Origin of the sequence: Nitrosopumilus oxyclinae, assembly GCF_013407165.1 — an archaeon.
Classification (GTDB): Archaea; Thermoproteota; Nitrososphaeria; order Nitrososphaerales; family Nitrosopumilaceae; genus Nitrosopumilus; species Nitrosopumilus oxyclinae.
In genome coordinates, this window is sequence record NZ_CP026994.1 from 313,834 (window position 1) to 333,851 (window position 20,018).

Here is a 20,018-nt window from a genome sequence, read left to right on the forward strand (position 1 = left end):
TGAAATTCGTGAAATATTAGTCGAATTTATAAGCATTTTTGATAATTTTTAATCATGGTTCTAGTTATTGATCCTCAAATTGCTGGTATATCTGGAGATATGCTTCTTTGCTCTTTAGTAGATCTTGGTGCTGATAAAGATAAGATCATTTCAGGAATTAGAAAATCTGAAAAATTCTTTTCTAATTCTTCTATAAAAAAAATTGATTTTGAAAAAACCCAAAAACATGGGATTGATTCTATTTGTTTAGTTTTGGAAATTAATGAGAATGTTCATGAAAGAAAAGGTTCTGAAATAAAAAATGCAATTTCTAAATCTGCTCAAGAAATTAACTTGTCTCCAAAAGCAACATCTTTTGCAGAATCATGTATTGATACACTAATTTCTTCAGAATCTAAAATACACGGTGTTCCTGAAGAATCTGTTCATTTTCACGAGGCATCAAGTATAGATACTTTGGTGGATATTGTAGGAATAACCATTGCATTAGAAGACTTGGGATTGTTTGATGAAAAAATTGTTTGTTTGCCTATTGCCGTTGGAGGTGGTTCTGTGACTTTTTCACATGGTACAATGTCTAACCCTGCAAGCGCTATTCTTGAGATCTTTAAAAATTCAAATCTTGAAATTAAAGGAAATGACGCTAATGAGGAACTTACAACTCCCACTGGAGCCTGTATTTTGGTAAATTTAGCCGATGAATCTGTAAAACACTATCCTCAACTAAAGTTGGAATCTATTGGTTATGGGGCAGGACAAAAAGATTTTGAGACTTTTTCAAATGTTTTAAAAATTGTAAGGGGAACAGGGAATAATTTTGAAATGGATTCTGTAAAAATACTTGAAACTAATGTTGATGATATTTCAGGTGAAATTTTAGGAAATTTAATTGAGAAAATTATGGAAAAAGGAGCAAAAGATGTTTCAATTTATCATGGAATTACAAAGAAAGGTAGACCGACAAATCTTGTATCTGTAATTTGTACTGATGACACTGTTGATGAAATAATTGATTCACTAATTTTAGAAACTGGAACTTTGGGAATTAGAATTTCAGATTCTAATAGATTCATTGTTCCTAGAACAAAACATGATGTTTCAATTAATCTAAATGGTCAATCTTTTAAAGTCCATTACAAAAAATCATCATTTAAAGGGAAAACTGATTTCAAAATAGAATTTGATGACCTGAAAAAAATTTCTAATATTGTTGATAAATCAATTAAAGAAACAGATGTTTTATTGAGAAAAGAAATTGAAAAATTGGAGATTAATTAATGACAAAACTTGATGATCTTGTAAATTGGTTTGAGGGTAAAAATAAAGTGATGATTGCACTTTCAGGTGGAGTTGATAGTGCACTTGTTGCATATGCTGCATTTCAAAAACTTGGATCTTCTGCTATTGCAGTAACTGCTGATTACAAGACTTTGTCTGCTGAAGAACTTGGTACTGCTAAACAAGTATGTACTGAAATTGGCATAAAGCAACTACTTTTGGATTATAATGAACTTGAGAATGAAGATTTTGTAAAAAATGATTCTGATAGGTGTTTTCACTGTAGGATGGAATTGGGAGACCGTTTGATCAAATTGGCAAAAGATTACGATGTGGGGATAATTGTAGATGGGACCAATCTTGATGATTTAGGTGATTACAGACCTGGAATTGAGGCATTGAAAAAAAATGGAATTAGAAGCCCCCTTGTAGAAACTAATTTTTCAAAATCTCAAATCCGCGAATCTGCTAAATTAGTTGGATTATCTGTATTTGACAAGCCATCAAATTCATGTTTAGCTTCACGAATTCCATGGGGTCAAAGAGTAACTGCTGAGAAATTAACTCGAATCGAATATGGTGAGAATATAGTAAAACAACTTACACAGGTAAAACAAGTTAGAGTTCGAGATATTGATGGTTTAGCAAAAATTGAAGTTGAGAAACAAATGTTATCTAAATTTGATAAAGTAATTTTGAAACAAATCACTGAAAAATTACAGATGATTGGTTTTACTTCTGTTGAAGTTGATCCGGAAGGCTATAAACCTGGAAAAATCAATGTGATTGCAGATTGATATATCTCGATAATGCAGCATCTACTCAAATTCATGAAGATGTTTTAACTTCAATGCTACCCTATCTTAAAGAACAATATGGCAATGCCTCATCCATTCATAGATATGGTAGGATGTCTCGTAAAGCAATTGAAAAAGCTAGAAAACAAATTGCATTTTTAATTAATGCAGAACCTTCAGAAATTTTACTCACTTCTGGCGGTACAGAGTCAAACAATACTGTATTGAGTGGAATACCTGTGAAAAATATACCCTGTAACATTGTCACTTCTTCAATCGAGCATGATGCAATTTTAGAACCTTGTAAAAAATTATCTCAAAATGGATTGGAAATTAAGTATTTACCTGTTGATAAATCTGGAATGATAGATCCAACTGAACTCAAAAACAATATCTCTGATAACACGTGTCTTGTTTCAATAATGTTTGGAAATAATGAAGTTGGCACTGTTCAAAAAATTTCAGAAATATCTCAAATTTGTCATGAAAAAAAAGTCCCTTTCCATACTGATGCAGTTCAGGCTATTGGTAAGATCCCTATCGATGTTAAAGAATTAGGCATAGATTTACTCTCTATTTCTTCTCATAAACTTCATGGTCCTAAGGGTATAGGTGCATTATACATCAAAAACGGTATCCATATTGATCCTGTGATTTTAGGAGGTGGTCAAGAACGTGGATTACGTTCAGGTACTGAAAATGTGGCAAATATTGTGGGGTTTGGTAAAGCATGTGAAATTGCAAAAAATAATTTATCTGAGAATTTGGCATATGTCACAAAACTTCGTGATCTTTTAATTGATAAAGTCTTAGATGAAATCCCTGAAGTTACTCTAAATGGAGATTCTAAATCTAGGTTGCCTAACAATGCTCATTTTACATTTCTTGGTGTCAATGGTGAGGATCTAATTATCAAACTAGATGAATATGGAATTGCTGCATCTACGGGTTCAGCATGTTCTGTAAATACTCAAAGGGCCTCACATGTTTTACAGGCAATGGGGTTTTCTCATGAACAGATTACTGGTTCTTTGAGATTGACTCTTGGAATTTTTAATAATGAAAAAGAAATTGAAGAAACTGTAAATTCGCTTAAAAAAATTGTTGAAGAACTAAGATCTGTTTCGCCCTTTAAAGAAAAATATTCTTTTTCGTCTAAAAATTAAGTTCTAATTGCTAATCTATTTCTTGAAATAAGTATGGTAGTCATTATTCCAATCATCAATATTATCATGACAATACTTCCAAATTCCGGAATCACATAAGTTCCAATTATTTCAATATCTGAATCACCTTGCTCAAAATTAATGGTAATTACTCTAGAATCTGCAAGTACTACTGATTCTTGATATTCAACCTCTATTCCATCTATTAAAATAATGAATGTGTCGTCTTTACCATCTTGTTTTTCAGCCCCTATGAATTCTCTAGGTAAATCTAACGTAATTGACCCTTCATCAAAAGCATCAATTTGAACTATTATTGCAAAGATGTTTGAATCTACTACGATATTTGTAATTGTACCGCCATTAATGGTATATTCTACATCAAATGTTCCATGACTACCAGCGTCTACTTCGTAGTTTGTTGAAGTTGAAATTATTTCTGATTTGGGTGAATAACTAAATTCAGATTCTGCAATGTTCCCTTCTCCATATGAGGCTCTAACTGTATATTCTCCACTTTTTTTCCACAATGGACCTTCTGCAATAACTGTATGAGAATAACTTCCATCTTGTGCTATTGTAATTTGTGCAATATCTACTAGATTTCCATCTGAAAAGAGTTGCAATGTTGCTGGTGTACTACCTACTATAGTAGTTACAGTTCCTGAAATTACTATGGTATCTCCTTCATCATAGTGATTATCATCTGTTTGAACTGAAATTAGAGATTCTTGAGCAAATGCTGTTCCAGTAGAAATTATCAATAATAATATGAGACCATAAAATATTTTCAAGCTCACAAACTTTTGAGTACTCGTTTGTATATTTCCTTTACTATTAAAAAATGAAAAAATGAAAAAAGTTGTGTAACTTTTAGTATCTTGGAACAATACTCAGTCTTGATTTTGCAGAAACTGCAATTATTGAGATAATTGCTACTGCAAGAATCATAGCTGCTATTGTACCAAATTCTGGAATCACATGGGTACCGATGATTTCAATTTTCTCAGCGCCTGCTAGGAACTTGACTGTTACTTTGTTTGCAACAATTTCAACATCATCCCATTCTTGTCCGTCAACTAGTACCATGAAGATACCGTCAATGGTTGTTTTTGTTGGGGTTACTGTTAGTGTTCCATCATTTTTAGCGTTGATCATAATGACAATTGAGTTGTCATTAGTATTGAGACTTGCACCAGTTACCATTCCACCTGAAATTGTAAATGGTATACATTGACCATTTGCAGAGAATTCATTACCGCCACATTGTTTTGTTTTGGTTGGTGTGTTGTAATTTGGTGAATATGCTTCTCCACCAGTTAGTTCAACTTTGGCACTGTTACTTTTTTCAGTACTACCATAGTTTACTTTAATGGTGTAGGTACCATCGTATTTCCACATAGCACCTGCTGTATTTAGTGTCGTCTCAAAAGTTCCATCTTGTGTTACACTGACTTGATCAATTGTAACAATGGAGTTCAAGGGACTAACAACAGTTACTGTAACTGGATATCCAGAGGCTACATTTGCTACTTGGCCTGTTACCTTAATCATGTCATTATGTCCATAATCTGCTTTGTCTGTCCAAACAGATACTGGAAGGGCTTTTTGCAGCATTCTGTTTGCTGTTGCTTTAGCATCTTCCATAGAACATCCTACACATGCTTCTGGAATTTCTCCAGCAGCATATGCTGATGACATAGTTAAAGTACCGACTGCAGTCATAAAGGCTAGTAGCGCGAACGACGTTCGGTTGTTCATCTTATTGCGATTTGCACCTGTCTCTATTTATGTATACTTAAAAATAGAAAAAAAGTTGTGAACTTAGTATCTTGGAACAATGCTGAGTCTTGATTTTGCAGAAACTGCAATTATTGAGATAATTGCTACTGCTAGAATCATAGCTGCTATTGTACCAAACTCTGGGACTACAACTCCGTCCATGATATCTACTTGTGCTGAAGCAGAATATTTTGGATCATCGAATTGTTTTACCATTACAGTGTAAAGTCCATCTTGTTTCCATAGCGGTCCTCCTACTGTAACTTTAGTTGCAAATTCTCCATCGAGCATTGGTGTTATCTGAGCTACTTTTACCACATTTCCATTTGGTGCGATTACTTTCAGAGTAATATCTTGACTAACTCTGTCTGTTTTTCCAGTAACTTCAAACATTGTAGAACCATTTTCGACAATTATTGCATCAAGCATGATTCCTGCGTCTTTTGAAACATTTGTTGTATTTGGTGTGAAAATTCCTGTCTCTAGATTAGATTGAGTTTCAGAAGTTCTTTTAGTCATACCGTCTGCTACTTCAACAAACACATTCAAAGTATACAATGAATTTGCTCCTGCACCTTGCATTGCTTTAATCTTGTAAAATCCATTCTCAGTCCATGTTGGTCCGACTTTGAATGTTTTTGCAAAAATCCCTTCAGCGTCTGGAGATACTTGGTCAATTGCGACCACATTACTTCCACTTGGAGATGTTACAGTAAATGTAACGTCATTAAGCTTTGAAACTGTTTTACCTGTTAGAGTAATTGTATCTGAGCCTTTATCGGCTGTAGCTGTAATGGACATTCCAAGAGTTTGAGCAAAAGCATCTTGCTGAATAGAGGTCATTGAAACTAATGACAGTGCCAGAAGGGCTATTGCCATTGATGTTGTAGAACGTTTTACATTCATCTTATTTTCATCCAGCATTATTGCTATTTATGTATATTTAAAAATAGGATTTTGTCATCTAATCGGCACCGATCAGATGAATTCCTAAAAATAGAAAAAAGATGAGATTTAGTATCTTGGTATAATACTAAGTCTTGATTTTGCAGAAACTGCAATTATTGAAATAATTGCTACTGCTAGAATCATAGCTGCTATTGTACCAAATTCTGGGACTACAAATGTACCGATTATTTCGATCTCTTCTGCTCCAACTGGGAATGCTATTGTAAGTATTCTATTTGTTGATGATGTTGTTTCATCAAAGTCTACTTCTTCTCCATCAATTAAGACGAAAAAGTCATCATCTTCACCACCGATTGTTGCATCTAATACCGATCTAGGAATTGTAAGAGTCAATGAACCATCGCTTGTAGCAGAAATAGAGACTATGAGTGAATTTGCATCCACGTCAGGTAAGATACTTAGTAGTTTTCCACCTGTAATTTCATATCCTATTAAATCACTTGAACCTTCAATTGATACTGTTTTGTCAGTAACTTTGGAAGGGGTTGGTGGAGTTGTTGTAGATCCACTAAATTCAAATGATGCTGTTGCTGTTCTATTCTCTGTTCCATATTGAACTGTAACTGTGTATGTACCAGTTGCTTTCATCAATGAACCACCTGCAGTAACTTCAGTACTGAATGTTTTATCAGGACTAACTGTCACTTGTGCTATTGATACCAAGTTCCCATTAGGAGCTTTAACTATTACACTCACTGGAACGCCATACAGATCTTTTACTGTTCCTGTTACTAGAATTGTATCACCTTCTGAATATGATGACATATCTGTAGTAACAGTAATCGAGCTTTGTATTTGTCCAAATGCTGGTGCTACACCAATACTTGCAATTAAAATTGCAGATATGGCAAACACCGATAGATGAGCTTTCATCAATTTTACGCCCAGATTTGGACTATTTAAGGTTGTGATAAAATTTATTGACAAAATAGAAAAAAGACCGTTTACGGTCTAGTTTCAAATTACATATATATTAACCCGAGCGTGAATTTTTGACAGTTTGTGTGTTTTGATTACTGTTACATTTAATGTTCGATTTGGAGGAATTCTAAATGGCTGCTAAGAAAAATCAAGTACTAGTACCAGATCATGTCTATGTTCCAAAACATGAGATCATTACAAAACAAGAAGCTGAAGAAGTTTTAAAAAAATACAATTGTAAACCAACTGAATTACCATTAATCTTTGTAAACGATCCTGCAATTTTAGGACTTGGTGTAAAACCAGGGGATATGATAAAAATTACAAGAAAAAGTCCAACTGCCGGTGAAAGTCTCTATTATCGATATGTGGTGGAAATCTAGATGGCAGATCCTTCAACTAAAAGATGGCCCGTAATTCAAGACATCTTAAAACGTGAAGGAATTGCACGTCAACATCTAAACTCATTTGATGAATTTTTAGAACGAGGACTACAAAGTATCATAAATGAAGTTGGACAAATTGATATTGAAAATGCAGAGTACCCTTACAAAATTCAACTAGGAAAAGTAAAACTTCAACAACCAAGAATGATGGAACTTGACGGTTCAATCACTCACATTACTCCAGCTGAAGCAAGATTGAGAAATGTTTCTTATTCTGCACCAGTGATGATGGAGGCCAGTGTTGTAGAAGATGGAAAAATATTAGAATCTAGATTTGTTCATATTGGAGACGTACCAGTAATGGCAAAATCCAATGCATGCATTTTACATAATTTCTCTTCTCAAAAATTAATTGAACATGGTGAAGATCCACAAGACCCAGGTGGTTACTTTATCATCAATGGTTCAGAACGTGTAATTGTTGGATTGGAAGATCTTTCCTACAACAAAATAATTGTTGATAGAGAAACTGTTGGTGGCAATATTGTTTTCAAAGCTAAAGTATATTCTTCAATTGTTGGCTATCGTGCAAAACTAGAACTTGTCATGAAAAATGATGGTTTGATTGTAGCCCGAATCCCTGGTTCCCCTGTTGATATCCCAGTTGTCACATTAATGAGAGCACTTGGATTAGAATCTGATAGAGAAATTGCATCTGTAGTTTCACTAGTTGATGATATCCAAGATGAATTAGAAGGCTCTTTTGAAAAGGCAGGAGATGTTCCAACATCAAAAGATGCCATTGTCTATATCAGTAAAAGAATTGCACCTGGAATGTTAGAGGAGTTCCAGATTAAACGTGCTGAAACATTACTTGATTGGGGACTCTTACCACACTTGGGTAAACATCCAGAAAACAGAAAAGAAAAAGCCCAGTTCTTAGGTGAAGCAGCTTGTAAATTATTAGAATTAAAACTTGGATGGATTACTCCTGATGATAAAGATCATTATGGAAATAAAGTAATCAAATTTGCAGGACAAATGTTAGCAGATTTATTCAGAACTGCATTTAGAAATTTGGTTAGAGATATGAAATATCAACTCGAACGCTCTGGTCAAAAACGTGGAATTAATGCAGTTGCTGCAGCAATACGTCCGGGAATTATTACTGATAAATTAAACAATGCAATTGCAACTGGAAACTGGGGACGAGGTCGTGTCGGTGTCACTCAATTACTTGATAGAACAAATTATCTTTCAACAATCAGTCATCTTAGAAGAATTCAATCACCCCTAAGTAGAACTCAGCCAAATTTCGAAGCAAGAGATTTGCATGCAACACACTTTGGAAGAATCTGTCCTAGTGAAACTCCTGAAGGCTCAAACTGTGGTTTGGTTAAGAACTTGGCATTATCTGGAATCATTTCAGTAAACGTACCAAATGAGGAAATTGTAGAAAAACTCTATGATTTAGGAACTGTTCATTTCTTTGATGCAAAAGAAGATTTGAAGAAAGACGGAGCTAGAATATTTGTAGATGGTAAATTAATTGGATATTACAAAGATGGTGGAGAACTAGCAGAATCACTCAGAGAACTAAGAAGAAACTCAAAGATTCATCCACACGTTGGAGTATCATTCCACAAATCTGAAATCGAAGGATCAACAAAAAGACTGTATGTCAATTGCAATGCCGGTAGAGTTCTTCGTCCGTTAATTATTATCAAAGATAACAAACCACTACTAACTACAGAATTATTAGATAAAATTTCAAAGAAATTACTTTCTTGGACTGATCTTTTGCGAATGGGTGTCTTGGAAATGATTGATGCAAATGAAGAAGAGAACTGTTATGTTACTTTGGATGAAAAAGATGCCAAGAAACATACTCACTTGGAAGTTTTCCCACCATCAATTCTAGGTGCAGGAGCTTCTATTATTCCATATCCTGAACATAACCAATCTCCAAGAAATACATACGAATCTGCAATGGCAAAACAGAGTTTAGGATTTTCAACACCTATGATGAATACTAGTACATATGTTAGACAACACTTTATGCTATATCCTCAAGTTCCAATTGTCAATACAAAAGCAATGAAACTTTTAGGATTAGAAGACAGACCAGCAGGACAAAATTGTGTTGTTGCAGTATTACCATTTGATGGTTACAACATTGAAGACGCTATCGTATTGAGTCAATCATCTGTTGACCGAGGTCTTGGTAGAACATTCTTCTTTAGAATTTATGATGCTGAAGCAAAACAGTACCCTGGTGGAATGCGTGATAGCTTTGAAATTCCAAATGCTGAGGATAACATTAGAGGTTACAAAGGAGAACGTGCATACAGATTACTTGAAGACGATGGTGTAGTTGCATCAGAATCTCCAGTAAAAGGTGGAGATATTTTGATTGGAAAAACTAGCCCTCCAAGATTCATGGAAGAGTATAGAGAATTCGAATCTTCTGGTCCATACAGACGAGATACCTCAATTGGTGTAAGACCATCTGAAACTGGAGTAATTGACACTGTAGTTATGACTCAATCAAATGAAGGCGGAAAAATGTATAAAATTAGAGCAAGAGACATGAGAGTTCCTGAAATTGGTGATAAATTTGCATCAAGACATGGACAAAAAGGTGTACTTGGAATTTTAGCTAAAGCAGAAGATTTACCATACACTGCAAGTGGAATGTCTCCTGATGTTTTGATTAACCCACATGCATTCCCTTCAAGAATGACAGTTGGAATGATGATGGAATCTATCTGTGGTAAAGCAGCTGCATTACGTGGAAAAAGATTTGATGGTTCTGCATTTGTTGGTGAGAAGATGCCTGAAGTTAAAGAAGTAATGGATGCACACGGTTTTGAATATTCTGGTAAAGAAACAATGTATGATGGAAGAACTGGAAAATCTTTCCCAGTAGATGTCTTTATTGGAGTTGTATATTATCAAAAATTACACCACATGGTTGCAGACAAAATCCATGCAAGAGCTCGTGGACAAGTTCAGATGTTAACTAAACAACCAACTGAAGGAAGAGCAAGAGGTGGTGGATTAAGATTTGGTGAAATGGAGAGAGATTGTTTGATTGCTTATGGTGCTTCAATGATTCTTAAAGATAGATTGCTTGACGAGTCTGACAAATCTGATATCTTTGTATGTGAGAGATGTGGTCTAGTTGCTTATCATGATGTTAAACAAAGAAAATATGTTTGCAGAGTATGTGGAGATAAAGCCAAAGTATCTTCTGTATCTGTTGCATATGCATTCAAACTATTATTACAAGAAATGCAAAGTCTTAACGTTGCACCAAGATTGTTAATCAAGGAGAAAATCTAGGATGTCTGTTCAAGCAATTAAAGCAATTGACGGAATTCGATTTTCAGTATGGTCTCCAACTGAAATTAGAAAATATTCAGTAGCTGAAATCACTGCCCCTGAAACATACGATGAAGATGGAATGCCAGTACAAGGGGGTCTTATGGATGGACGATTAGGAACACTTGAGCCTGGACAAAAATGTCTTACATGTGGAAATACTGCAGCAAGATGTCCTGGACACTTTGGACACATTGAACTTGCAGAACCAATTTTACACATTGCCTTTATTGATAATATTTACAAATTATTACAATCCACATGTCGTTCTTGTGCAAGACTCAAAGTCCCTCAAGATGATCTAAATGCATTCCAGAAAATTAAAGATAAACACGCAGCATACACTGTAGTTTCACAAAAACGTATTCCAGAACAAATTATTGAAAAAGCAAAGAAAGCAAAAGAGTGCCCTCATTGTGGAAAAACCCAATACGAGCTAGTCTTTACAAAACCAACAATCTTTGTAGAAAAAACTGAAATTGGTGAACACAGATTATTACCAATTACAATTAGAGAAAGATTTACACAAATTCTTGATGAAGATTTAACATTACTAAATTATGATCCAATCACTGCAAGACCAGAATGGTTTATTCTTCAAGCATTACCTGTTCCTCCAGTAACTGTTAGACCTTCAATTATTCTTGAAACTGGAATTCGTTCTGAAGATGACTTGACACACAAAATGGTAGATATCATCAGAGTTAATCAAAGACTAAAGGAAAGTAAAGAAGCAGGTACTCCTCCGTTAATTGTTCAAGATTTAGTTGACCTGTTACAATATCACTCTACAACATACTTTGATAATGAGGTCTCTGGAATTCCACAAGCTCATCATCGTTCTGGACGTCCACTCAAAACTTTAACTCAAAGACTAAAGGGTAAAGAGGGAAGATTTAGAGGATCACTGTCTGGAAAGAGAGTCGATTTTTCTAGTAGAACTGTAATTTCACCTGATCCTAACTTGGATTTGTCTGAAGTTGGAGTTCCTGAACAAGTTGCAATGAAACTTACTATTCCTGAAATTGTCACTGAATGGAATATTGAAAGAATGAGAAAATTAGTAATTAACGGACCTGAACAATTCCCTGGTGTAAACTATATTGTAAGACCAGACGGTGTAAAGATTAGATTAGATTTCGTAGAAGACCGCTCTACTATTGCTGAAACCCTTGAGATTGGATATTTGATTGAAAGACATCTTGCAGACGGTGATATTGTCATGTTTAACAGACAACCATCACTCCACCAGATGTCAATTATGGCTCACTATGTGAGAGTACTTCCAGGTAAAACATTCAGATTACACCCATCTGTATGTCCGCCATACAACGCAGACTTTGATGGTGATGAGATGAACCTTCACGTACCTCAAAGTGAGGAAGCAAGAGCAGAAGCAATTCTTTTGATGAGAGTTCAAGATCAATTAATCTCTCCAAGATATGGTGGTCCAATTATTGGGGCACTAAGAGACTTTGTAACTGGTGCATATCTTCTAACTAAAGACGATACTACATTATCCGTTCAAGAATTTTCAAACTATGCAATGCTTGGTGGTTATACTGATGCACTTCCAAAACCTGGTACCAAAACAAAAGATGGTCCTGCATATACTGGTAAACAACTATTCTCATTATTCCTTCCAAAAGACTTCAACTATGTTCTTACTTCAAAATGGTCAAAGGGAACAAAAGGTCCAGAAAAAGATGTTGTAATTAAAAACGGTGAATTAATCAGCGGTGTAATTGACAAAACATCAATCGGTGCAGAAGAACCTGAAAGTGTCTTACACAGAATTACAAAAGACTATGGAAATGCAGCTGGTAAGACTTTCTTAAACTCTATTCTAATTATGGTAAAACAATTCATCACACACTATGGATTCAGTTATGGTTATGGTGATCTTGAAGTACCAGAAAAGAATGTGCAACAAATCTTAGATGAAATCAAAGAAACTTATGATACTGTAGCTGACCTAACTGATCAATATAACAAAGGAACTCTAAAGCTAACAAGAGGTATGAAGGCTGAAGAGGCCTTAGAGGCATACATCGTCAATGAGCTAGGTAAAGCAAGAGAGAAAGCAGGAGCTACTGCAAATGATTCTCTAGATGATAATAACGCTGGAAAAATCATGGCCACAACTGGTGCCAGAGGTTCAGCACTTAACGTAGGTCAGATGGCAGGTGCATTAGGCCAACAATCAAGACGAGGAAATAGAATGAGTTTTGGTTATAGTAATCGTGCATTAACACATTATTTAGAAAATGATAGTAATCCTGATGCACATGGATTTGTAAAATCAAATTACAGAACAGGTCTTACAGCTTTAGAATTCTTCTTCCACGCAATGGGTGGGCGTGAAGGATTAGTAGATACTGCAGTTAGAACCCAACAAAGTGGTTACATGCAGCGTAGATTGATTAACGCATTAGAGCACATTAGATTAGAATATGATGGAACCGTAAGAGACCCACACGGACACATCGTTCAATTCCTTTATGGTGAAGATGGAATTGATGTGCAGAAAAGTGATCATGGTGAGGCATTTAATGCAAGTAGATTGGCAGAATCTCAAACCATTATTGATTCTGGAAAGAAAGCAACCAAAGATGAAATTGATACATTGGCTAAAAAATACACAAAGATATTCAATCCAAGATTAACTCAACTTGTAACTGATGCTTTACAGAAATCTAACTTGAGTAAAGAAGGTGTTGAAGCAGTATGTAAGAAAGGACTTTCCCTTTACAAAAATGCACAAGTTGAACCTGGTCAAGCAGTAGGAATTGTCACGGCACAATCTATTGGTGAACCTGGTACTCAGATGACTTTGAGAACATTCCACTTTGCAGGAATTAAAGAAAGAAACGTAACTTTGGGTCTTCCAAGATTAATTGAATTAGTTGATGCTAGAAAGAAACCAGTTACTCCAACTATGGATATCTATCTTGACAAGGAATCAAAGAATTCTCGAGAAAAAGCAATCGAAGTTGCACGAAACGTATTGCAAACTAACGTCAGTGCATTGATTGCTAATACTGAAACTGATTACTCTACAAATATCAAATTAATCATGAGTCCTAACAGACTAAAAGAGAGAGGATGTTCGATGGCCGAAGTAGAAGCCGCACTTTCATCTAATAAGAAATTCAAGATGGAAGTTACAGGCGAATTAATCACTTTGAATTTGGTAGATGAGGCAGATACTGCATCTGCAATTGCAATTAGAAATAAAGTTCTCAAGACTATTGTTAAAGGAGTTCCAGATGTTGAGCGAGTTACACTTGTTCAAAAGAATGATGAATGGATTATTCAGACAACTGGTTCAAACATTGCTAAAGTACTTGCAGTAAAAGGCATTGACAAAAGAAATGTTAGAACAAACAATGTCTTTGAAATTGCAGGAACCTTGGGAATTGAGGCTGCCAGAAATTCATTAATCAATGAACTTAACCATACTTTGGGTGACCAGGGATTAGAAGTTGATAATCGATACATCATGTTGGTATCTGACTTGATGTGTTCTAGAGGTTACATGCAACAAATTGGTAGACATGGAATTGCAGGTACTAAAGATAGTGTTCTTGCAAGGGCCGCATTCGAAATTACAGTCCCAACAATTGCACATGCTGCACTACAGGGTGAAGTTGAACAACTCAAAGGTATTACAGAAAACGTTATTGTTGGAAGTAATATTCCAATTGGAAGTGGTACTGTTGACTTGTACATGCAAGTAAGCAAGAAAAACAAGAAAACTGAGTAATAATTATGGCCGATGAAATTTCTACATTAATGAGTAACAGTAAAGGTAAAGTCGTTTTACTTCGATTGAGAAATACTCAAACTATACAGGGGCTTTTACAAGACTTTGATATTCATATGAATCTCACATTGGAGGATGCTGAAGATGTTACAGAAGAAAAACATCAAAAACTTGGAAAAATCTTACTCCGAGGAGATAACATCTTGGCAGTTTCATTGCCTGAAGAAGACAAATAGAAAATTACTCATCAAACAATAAATTCAATAATTGTAAATTTTTATCATGTTTGAATTTCTTTTACTGACACTGTTTTTGTTTCCTGCATTTGGAGAATCTGCTCCTGATTACAATAATCCATACTCTCCAATTTTTACTGACAAGCCTGTTTATTCGTGGACTGATAAAATGAAGATAACAATAATCTCTCCTAGCTGGAATTCTGATAGACATTTGATTGACTCAATTGGAGGTACTGATGATCATCCAATTAAAATTACAACTTCTGAGAATTCACTTGAATCATATCGATTCACTGAGACAGATGTTAATTCTGGAATTTTTACTGCAGAAGTAATTCTTACTGGATTTGCTCATGATGCTGATGGGGATGGAAATTCTGACACAACTCCAAGAACATCTGGGAGTGGTCCTACTAGTGGATTTTTAGAAGTTGATAGGGATTCGGCAATCACCATTTCTTTTGAGTTTGCAGATGGGGTAGTGCTAGTTGAATCCGTTCCTGTAAGGTGGAATATTGGTACAATTGATTTTGTGCAGGATGTTTTCTTTCTAAAAGATGCTGTAGTGGTTAGGGTAGTTGATCTAGATATGAATCTGAATCCTGAGGCCTTGGATAACTTACCAATTCAGATATTTTCAGATTCTGATGTTGCAGGTGTTACAGTAAATGCTGTTGAAACATCTGAGAGTTCTGGTATGTTTGTTGCAACAATTCCATTATCCCAAAACTCCCCTTCAAGTGGAAATAGGCTTTATGCTGTGGCAGGAGATGAAATTTTTGCAAAATACGATGACTATACCTTGCCTAAACCCTATTCCGTAAATGATAACTTGGAGATCAAAACTTTTGCTAAAGTTGATTCATCGATTCCATCAATTGAAAGAATCCAAAATTCTGCCATCACTTTTTCTGATGGACTAGGGAATCCAATCCAATCCTTTACTGAAAATTCCCAATTGCAAATAGTTGGGACCATTTCAAATGATCATGATCTGAAACAAAAATTTGTGTATTTTTTTCAGATAAAAAATGACAAAAACTTTGTAGAATCTCTATCCTGGATTCAAGGCGAAATTTCATCTCAGCAAATACTAGATGTTTCTCAATCTTGGATTCCAAATGAATCTGGAACATATGAAATTGAAACATTTGTTTGGAATTCAATTAGTGAATCAACTGCTCTTTCTCCAACAATGTCTACTTTGATTACTGTGAAATGAAAAGTAGAATTTCTACGTGAGTGTTAAATAGAAAAATACGTTTTTTTTGTTGTGTTAGGATATGTTTTAGGAATAACCTTAGTGTTAGCCGTATTTTCTCCTGTGGTTTTCCTTGATGTTTTTGCTGATTCAATAATTGTAGACTTTGATAAACCACTTTACGAACTAGGTGACTCTCTAACTATATCTGGCGAAATTTTAGAAGTTGGAATGCCTGTAATTGCCATGAGCATTTATGATCCTGATGGGAAGGTCTTATCTGCAAATAATTTAGAAATATCCTCTGAGAGCACTTTTTCTAAAACAATTAGCCTTGATTCTCCGTTTTATGAGAAACCTGGTGAATATTTGGTAAAATTAGATTATGGCCAAATTTCTGAGAATCATTATTTTCTAATGGATGGGGAGTTATCTGCTCCTGAAATTATCATAGAAGAAGAACCTGAAATTATTCTACTATACACAGAAAAAAATCAATACACTGACAATGAAATTATTGAAATTGTTGGTCTTGTATCCTCAGTTGATTCTCCAACTGCACTAATTGGAATTTATGATCCGTTTGGAATGCCTGCTGGATTTTATTTTGGTTCCATTGATTCGAATATGGAATTTAGTACAAGCTTTCTTGCAAAAGATGGTGTGAATTTTAGAGTGGATGGAACATACTCTGTCAAAGCACACTATGCCGATTCTGAAGTAACATCTTATTTTGATTATTATGGTGTATTGCCAGAAACTGAAGAAACTTTTCCGGATGATCAAATAGATGACACTACAACTGAAATTGATTCAACTATTGATACAACAACTGACACTACAACTGAAATTGATTCAACAATTGATATTGCAGATGATGCAACACCCGAAACTAATTCAACAGATGAAACCACTTCTGAACAACCATCTAACCCTGTAGTAAACCCTACACCAACTCAAACAAAGAGTCCTGAAAAAAATAATAAAGAAATTACAAATACTGTTTTAGAAAGCAAACCAATTAAAAAAACAAATGATAAACCAACTAAAGATACTAAAGTTCACAAAGAAAATAATCTTACAGTGGAAGATATTGAATTAGGAAAATTACTTAATGAAATTAAATTGGAATGTGATTCTAGTACTTATGATGATACAATTTCTTATTATGATGGAATGGGACCTGCACTGTATCGATTGTGTAATTTTGATAGTTCATTGGATTTTTTCAATGAATCTTTAATCAACAATCCAAATGACGTTGAAATCCTTGTCAATAAGGGCTCAACCTTAGGTAAATTGGGCTATTATTCTGAGGCTTTGATATTCTACGATCATGCAATTAGACTGGACCCAAGTTTCCTTCCTGCAAAAAACAATAAGGCAAATGCTCTTGCTAATATGGGAAATTTAGATGATGCAATTCTTTTGTATATTGAAGTTTTAAAACAAAATCCAAATTATTACACAGCTCAGAAAAATCTTCAAATTGCTTTAGCTGCAAATATAGTTTCATCTGAAACTGTTGATATCTCTACTGATGAAAATAATTATGATGAAAATTCATCATCTAAAACTATCTTAATGACCGAGTCTGAAAAGCAAACATCTCCTAATTTCTTTGATGAAGTGGGTATTGCATTTTCCACTTTGGGGTCTCTCTTTGGTTTTCTAAACTAATTCTCTTATACTCTACGCTTAATTTTTCAATAAACCTATAAAGCCCTGTCAAGACGATCGTCATAAGGTAAAACATGAGTAAGATACTTGAGAAATCATTACGGGATGCTCGTAAAGAAGATAAATTAACAATGGGCACAAAGCAAGTTTTAAGCTCTATAAAAAATTCGAAACTTATTGTGTTGTCTCAATCAATAAAAAAAGAAATGGTTGAGCAAATTGAATTAGATGCAAAAAAAGAAAAAATACCTTTGGTCAACTTTCAAGGAACATCAGTCGCATTAGGTAGACTATGTGGCTTACAATTTAGAATCTCGACAATTTCATTTACTTCAATAGACGATGCTAGCATCAAATCAATTTTAAAAGACACAGAAGTTGAGGATAAAAATGAATCATCGTAGTTTCTTTAACCTAAGTTTAAATGAGACTTTTTGGGTTCGGAGATAAAAAGGAATTCTTATGGCACAATCAATTAAACTCACAACTGATCAAATGCGATTGATGTCGCTTTTCCAAAATGTTACTGGTGCAACAGCACGTGATTGTATAGAAGATGAAAAACAAGACAGAGTAATTTTTGTAGTTAATACTGGAAAAATGGGACTAGCAATTGGTAAGGGTGGTATCCATATCAAATCATTACAAAATATTGTAAAGAGAAATGTTGAATTGGTTGAATTTGATGAAGATCCGGCCAAATTCTTGTCTAGTTTGCTTAATTCTAAACTAGTTTCTGAAGTAAAAATAAATAAACGAGCTGATGGAACGAAACAGGCAATAGTTATGGTAGATCCAAGAAAGAAAGGAATTGTAGTTGGAAGAGACGGTAGAAATGCTGAAAAGGCAAGACTACTTGCAAAACGATATTTTGATATTAGCAGTGTGTTGATTAATAGTCCTGAACGGGCAACTTTGGAGATGTAGAAGATGAGAAAATCACCACTTGGATTATTTGCTGGCAGAGTTCTTACAACTAAAAAGAAGAAACAACGATGGGCAATCTCCACTTTCAAAAGAAGAAAATTAGGTATTGATAAAAAGGCTGATCCTCTTGGAGGAGCACCACAAGGACGTGGTATTGTTTTAGAAAAAGTAGGTATTGCTGCAAAACAGCCAAACTCTGCTATTAGAAAATGTGTTAGAGTTCAATTAATTAGAAATGGTAAATCCGTAACTGCATTTTTGCCAAGAGATGGTGCAATGAACTTCATTGATGAACACGATGAGGTTACAATTGAAGGAATGGGTGCAACACAAGGTGGTGCAATGGGAGATATTCCTGGAGTTAGATTCAAAGTTTCTAAAGTTAACGGTACATCATTGCATGAATTAGTAATTGGAAAGAAGGAGAAACCAAGGAGATAGATATGGCACAAACTAAAAATTTACTATTATTTAGAAAATGGGATTTATCTGATATTGAGATTAAAGATCCTGGATTAAAGACTGCCATCTCTTTGAGGAAACAAATCTTACCTTACACTTATGGTCGCTCTGCATTAAAGCGATTCAACAAAGCAGATGTTAACATTGTTGAGAGATTAATCAACAAATCAATGCACTTTGGAAAAAAATATGCAAAGAACACTGGTAGAATGACTGGTAAAAAAACAAAACTTCTCAATACTGTAAAAGTAGCTTTTGATATTATTGCATTAAAAACCGGACAAAATCCTGTCGAAGTACTAGTTAGAGCAATAGAATATTCTGCTCCAACTGAAGATACTACAAGAATTGTTTACGGTGGTACTACATACCATGTATCAGTTGATGTTGCACCAATTAGACGAGTTGATTTGGCTTTGAAGTTTATCGCAGATGCTGTAAAAGAGGCAACTTTCTCAAATCCAAAACCAATTGAGGAACACATGGCAGAGCAACTAATGCTTGCAGCAGCAAATGATTCCAATGCTCCTTCTGTAAAGAAGAGACATGAGTTGGAACGTATCGCTCAAGCATCAAGATAGTAAGTTTATTTTAGAAATTTTAGGTAGCCCGAGGCAGATTCGAACTGCCGTCCCCGCCTATCCACTCTTGAGATCCAGAGGGCAGAATCCTTGACCACTAGACTATCGGGCTACTGAAAGAAATTTTGATGGTTTAGAATATATTCATTTGTTGTAATTATTTTAGTCTGACTTCATGAATTGCAGTTGCATAATTGCAATCAGCTTTTAACCGCATGTATGGGATTAATCTATAATGAATAGAGTATAGTTTCCCTTCTTTTCTGATAATTCCTTTTTGCATTAGAGATACTAGACCCCTTGATGGAATGTTGATTGAAATATTTTTTTCAATGCATACTTTTTCTCGTTTTTCTTGAAATTGTTTTAATGTAAATGCTACATCATTAATTTGTAAAATTAAGGGCCAAATTATTTCACTCCATACCCATCTTCTATTTTCTGTGGCTGAGGCATATTTTCCTTTTTCACTCAAACAT

Annotated in this window: 18 protein-coding genes and 1 tRNA gene; 13 read left to right on the forward strand and 6 right to left on the reverse strand. The window is 34.7% G+C overall.

The genetic code is table 11. The features are described from left to right. Positions 1–54: 54 nt before the first annotated feature. From larC to C5F49_RS01885, 3 genes are read left to right on the forward strand one after another with little or no spacing between them, the layout of a single operon-like run. Positions 55–1,278 carry a nickel pincer cofactor biosynthesis protein LarC gene (larC, locus tag C5F49_RS01875; RefSeq protein ID WP_179363059.1) on the forward strand — a complete coding sequence of 408 codons (1,224 nt, stop codon included), beginning with the start codon at positions 55–57 and terminating at the stop codon, positions 1,276–1,278. Next, complete coding sequence (gene larE / locus C5F49_RS01880; RefSeq protein ID WP_179363060.1) at positions 1,278–2,075, forward strand: ATP-dependent sacrificial sulfur transferase LarE; 798 nt, start codon at positions 1,278–1,280, stop codon at positions 2,073–2,075. Before larC ends, larE begins: the two co-directional genes overlap by 1 nt. Then, positions 2,072–3,241 carry a cysteine desulfurase family protein gene (locus tag C5F49_RS01885; RefSeq protein ID WP_179363061.1) on the forward strand — a complete coding sequence of 390 codons (1,170 nt, stop codon included), beginning with the start codon at positions 2,072–2,074 and terminating at the stop codon, positions 3,239–3,241. The genes larE and C5F49_RS01885 overlap by 4 nt, the downstream gene beginning before the upstream one ends. On the opposite strand, the gene C5F49_RS01890 is transcribed toward C5F49_RS01885, so the two are convergent. The 4 genes from C5F49_RS01890 to C5F49_RS01905 form a co-directional block, all read right to left on the reverse strand. Continuing rightward, positions 3,238–4,041, reverse strand: coding sequence for a PEFG-CTERM sorting domain-containing protein (locus C5F49_RS01890; protein ID WP_179363062.1), 804 nt, complete (start codon positions 4,039–4,041; stop codon positions 3,238–3,240). The genes C5F49_RS01885 and C5F49_RS01890 overlap by 4 nt on opposite strands. Before the next feature lie 73 nt (positions 4,042–4,114). Further along, positions 4,115–4,942, reverse strand: a complete 828-nt coding sequence (locus C5F49_RS01895; RefSeq protein WP_179363063.1) for a PEFG-CTERM sorting domain-containing protein — start codon at positions 4,940–4,942, stop codon at positions 4,115–4,117. 123 nt (positions 4,943–5,065) lie between these two features. Then, complete coding sequence (locus C5F49_RS01900) at positions 5,066–5,929, reverse strand: PEFG-CTERM sorting domain-containing protein (RefSeq protein WP_179363064.1); 864 nt, start codon at positions 5,927–5,929, stop codon at positions 5,066–5,068. 108 nt (positions 5,930–6,037) lie between these two features. Then, positions 6,038–6,865 carry a PEFG-CTERM sorting domain-containing protein gene (locus C5F49_RS01905; RefSeq protein ID WP_179363065.1) on the reverse strand — a complete coding sequence of 276 codons (828 nt, stop codon included), beginning with the start codon at positions 6,863–6,865 and terminating at the stop codon, positions 6,038–6,040. 179 nt (positions 6,866–7,044) lie between these two features. Here C5F49_RS01905 and C5F49_RS01910 point away from each other — a divergent pair, with 179 nt between their 5' ends. From C5F49_RS01910 to C5F49_RS01955, 10 genes are all read left to right on the forward strand, one after another. Then, positions 7,045–7,296, forward strand: coding sequence for a DNA-directed RNA polymerase subunit H (locus C5F49_RS01910; protein WP_179363066.1), 252 nt, complete (start codon positions 7,045–7,047; stop codon positions 7,294–7,296). Continuing rightward, positions 7,297–10,644 (forward strand): DNA-directed RNA polymerase subunit B, encoded by a 3,348-nt coding sequence (locus C5F49_RS01915; protein ID WP_179363067.1) that lies wholly within the window; start codon positions 7,297–7,299, stop codon positions 10,642–10,644. It abuts the gene before it with no gap. A 1-nt stretch (position 10,645) separates the two neighbouring features. Then, entirely contained in the window at positions 10,646–14,449 is a 3,804-nt protein-coding gene (locus C5F49_RS01920; RefSeq protein ID WP_179363068.1) for a DNA-directed RNA polymerase subunit A', read from the forward strand. Between the two features lie 5 nt (positions 14,450–14,454). Continuing rightward, the gene (locus tag C5F49_RS01925; protein ID WP_179363069.1) at positions 14,455–14,685 is read left to right on the forward strand and encodes an LSM domain-containing protein; all 231 of its coding nucleotides are present in this window, start codon (positions 14,455–14,457) and stop codon (positions 14,683–14,685) included. A gap of 46 nt (positions 14,686–14,731) precedes the next feature. Next, positions 14,732–15,910, forward strand: coding sequence for a hypothetical protein (locus C5F49_RS01930; protein WP_179363070.1), 1,179 nt, complete (start codon positions 14,732–14,734; stop codon positions 15,908–15,910). A 51-nt stretch (positions 15,911–15,961) separates the two neighbouring features. Then, complete coding sequence (locus C5F49_RS01935) at positions 15,962–17,569, forward strand: tetratricopeptide repeat protein (RefSeq protein ID WP_179363071.1); 1,608 nt, start codon at positions 15,962–15,964, stop codon at positions 17,567–17,569. Between the two features lie 74 nt (positions 17,570–17,643). Then, the gene (locus tag C5F49_RS01940) at positions 17,644–17,973 is read left to right on the forward strand and encodes a ribosomal L7Ae/L30e/S12e/Gadd45 family protein (RefSeq protein WP_179363072.1); all 330 of its coding nucleotides are present in this window, start codon (positions 17,644–17,646) and stop codon (positions 17,971–17,973) included. A gap of 58 nt (positions 17,974–18,031) precedes the next feature. Beyond that, positions 18,032–18,496: a NusA-like transcription termination signal-binding factor gene (locus C5F49_RS01945; RefSeq protein ID WP_179363073.1), complete on the forward strand. Its 465-nt coding sequence runs from the start codon at positions 18,032–18,034 to the stop codon at positions 18,494–18,496. 3 nt (positions 18,497–18,499) lie between these two features. Further along, positions 18,500–18,937 (forward strand): 30S ribosomal protein S12, encoded by a 438-nt coding sequence (locus tag C5F49_RS01950; protein WP_067959499.1) that lies wholly within the window; start codon positions 18,500–18,502, stop codon positions 18,935–18,937. Between the two features lie 2 nt (positions 18,938–18,939). After that, a complete protein-coding gene (locus C5F49_RS01955) occupies positions 18,940–19,539 on the forward strand; it encodes a 30S ribosomal protein S7 (RefSeq protein ID WP_179363074.1) in 600 nt (199 codons plus the stop codon). A 24-nt stretch (positions 19,540–19,563) separates the two neighbouring features. On the opposite strand, the gene C5F49_RS01960 is transcribed toward C5F49_RS01955, so the two are convergent. After that, a tRNA-Gln gene (locus C5F49_RS01960) sits at positions 19,564–19,651 on the reverse strand. Between the two features lie 45 nt (positions 19,652–19,696). Continuing rightward, complete coding sequence (locus C5F49_RS01965) at positions 19,697–20,014, reverse strand: hypothetical protein (RefSeq protein WP_179363075.1); 318 nt, start codon at positions 20,012–20,014, stop codon at positions 19,697–19,699. Positions 20,015–20,018: the final 4 nt, after the last annotated feature.

What these genes read in the sequence shown, in the direction of transcription:
- larC (WP_179363059.1), top strand. Translation starts at nt 55, where the DNA reads ATGGTTCTAGTTATTGATCCTCAAATTGCTGGTATATCTGGAGATATG.
- larE (WP_179363060.1), top strand. Translation starts at nt 1,278, where the DNA reads ATGACAAAACTTGATGATCTTGTAAATTGGTTTGAGGGTAAAAATAAA.
- C5F49_RS01895 (WP_179363063.1), bottom strand. Translation starts at nt 4,942, where the DNA reads ATGTCATCAGCATATGCTGCTGGAGAAATTCCAGAAGCATGTGTAGGA.
- C5F49_RS01900 (WP_179363064.1), bottom strand. Translation starts at nt 5,929, where the DNA reads ATGAATGTAAAACGTTCTACAACATCAATGGCAATAGCCCTTCTGGCA.
- C5F49_RS01905 (WP_179363065.1), bottom strand. Translation starts at nt 6,865, where the DNA reads ATGAAAGCTCATCTATCGGTGTTTGCCATATCTGCAATTTTAATTGCA.
- C5F49_RS01910 (WP_179363066.1), top strand. Translation starts at nt 7,045, where the DNA reads ATGGCTGCTAAGAAAAATCAAGTACTAGTACCAGATCATGTCTATGTT.
- C5F49_RS01915 (WP_179363067.1), top strand. Translation starts at nt 7,297, where the DNA reads ATGGCAGATCCTTCAACTAAAAGATGGCCCGTAATTCAAGACATCTTA.
- C5F49_RS01920 (WP_179363068.1), top strand. Translation starts at nt 10,646, where the DNA reads ATGTCTGTTCAAGCAATTAAAGCAATTGACGGAATTCGATTTTCAGTA.
- C5F49_RS01925 (WP_179363069.1), top strand. Translation starts at nt 14,455, where the DNA reads ATGGCCGATGAAATTTCTACATTAATGAGTAACAGTAAAGGTAAAGTC.
- C5F49_RS01930 (WP_179363070.1), top strand. Translation starts at nt 14,732, where the DNA reads ATGTTTGAATTTCTTTTACTGACACTGTTTTTGTTTCCTGCATTTGGA.
- C5F49_RS01940 (WP_179363072.1), top strand. Translation starts at nt 17,644, where the DNA reads ATGAGTAAGATACTTGAGAAATCATTACGGGATGCTCGTAAAGAAGAT.
- C5F49_RS01945 (WP_179363073.1), top strand. Translation starts at nt 18,032, where the DNA reads ATGGCACAATCAATTAAACTCACAACTGATCAAATGCGATTGATGTCG.
- C5F49_RS01950 (WP_067959499.1), top strand. Translation starts at nt 18,500, where the DNA reads ATGAGAAAATCACCACTTGGATTATTTGCTGGCAGAGTTCTTACAACT.
- C5F49_RS01955 (WP_179363074.1), top strand. Translation starts at nt 18,940, where the DNA reads ATGGCACAAACTAAAAATTTACTATTATTTAGAAAATGGGATTTATCT.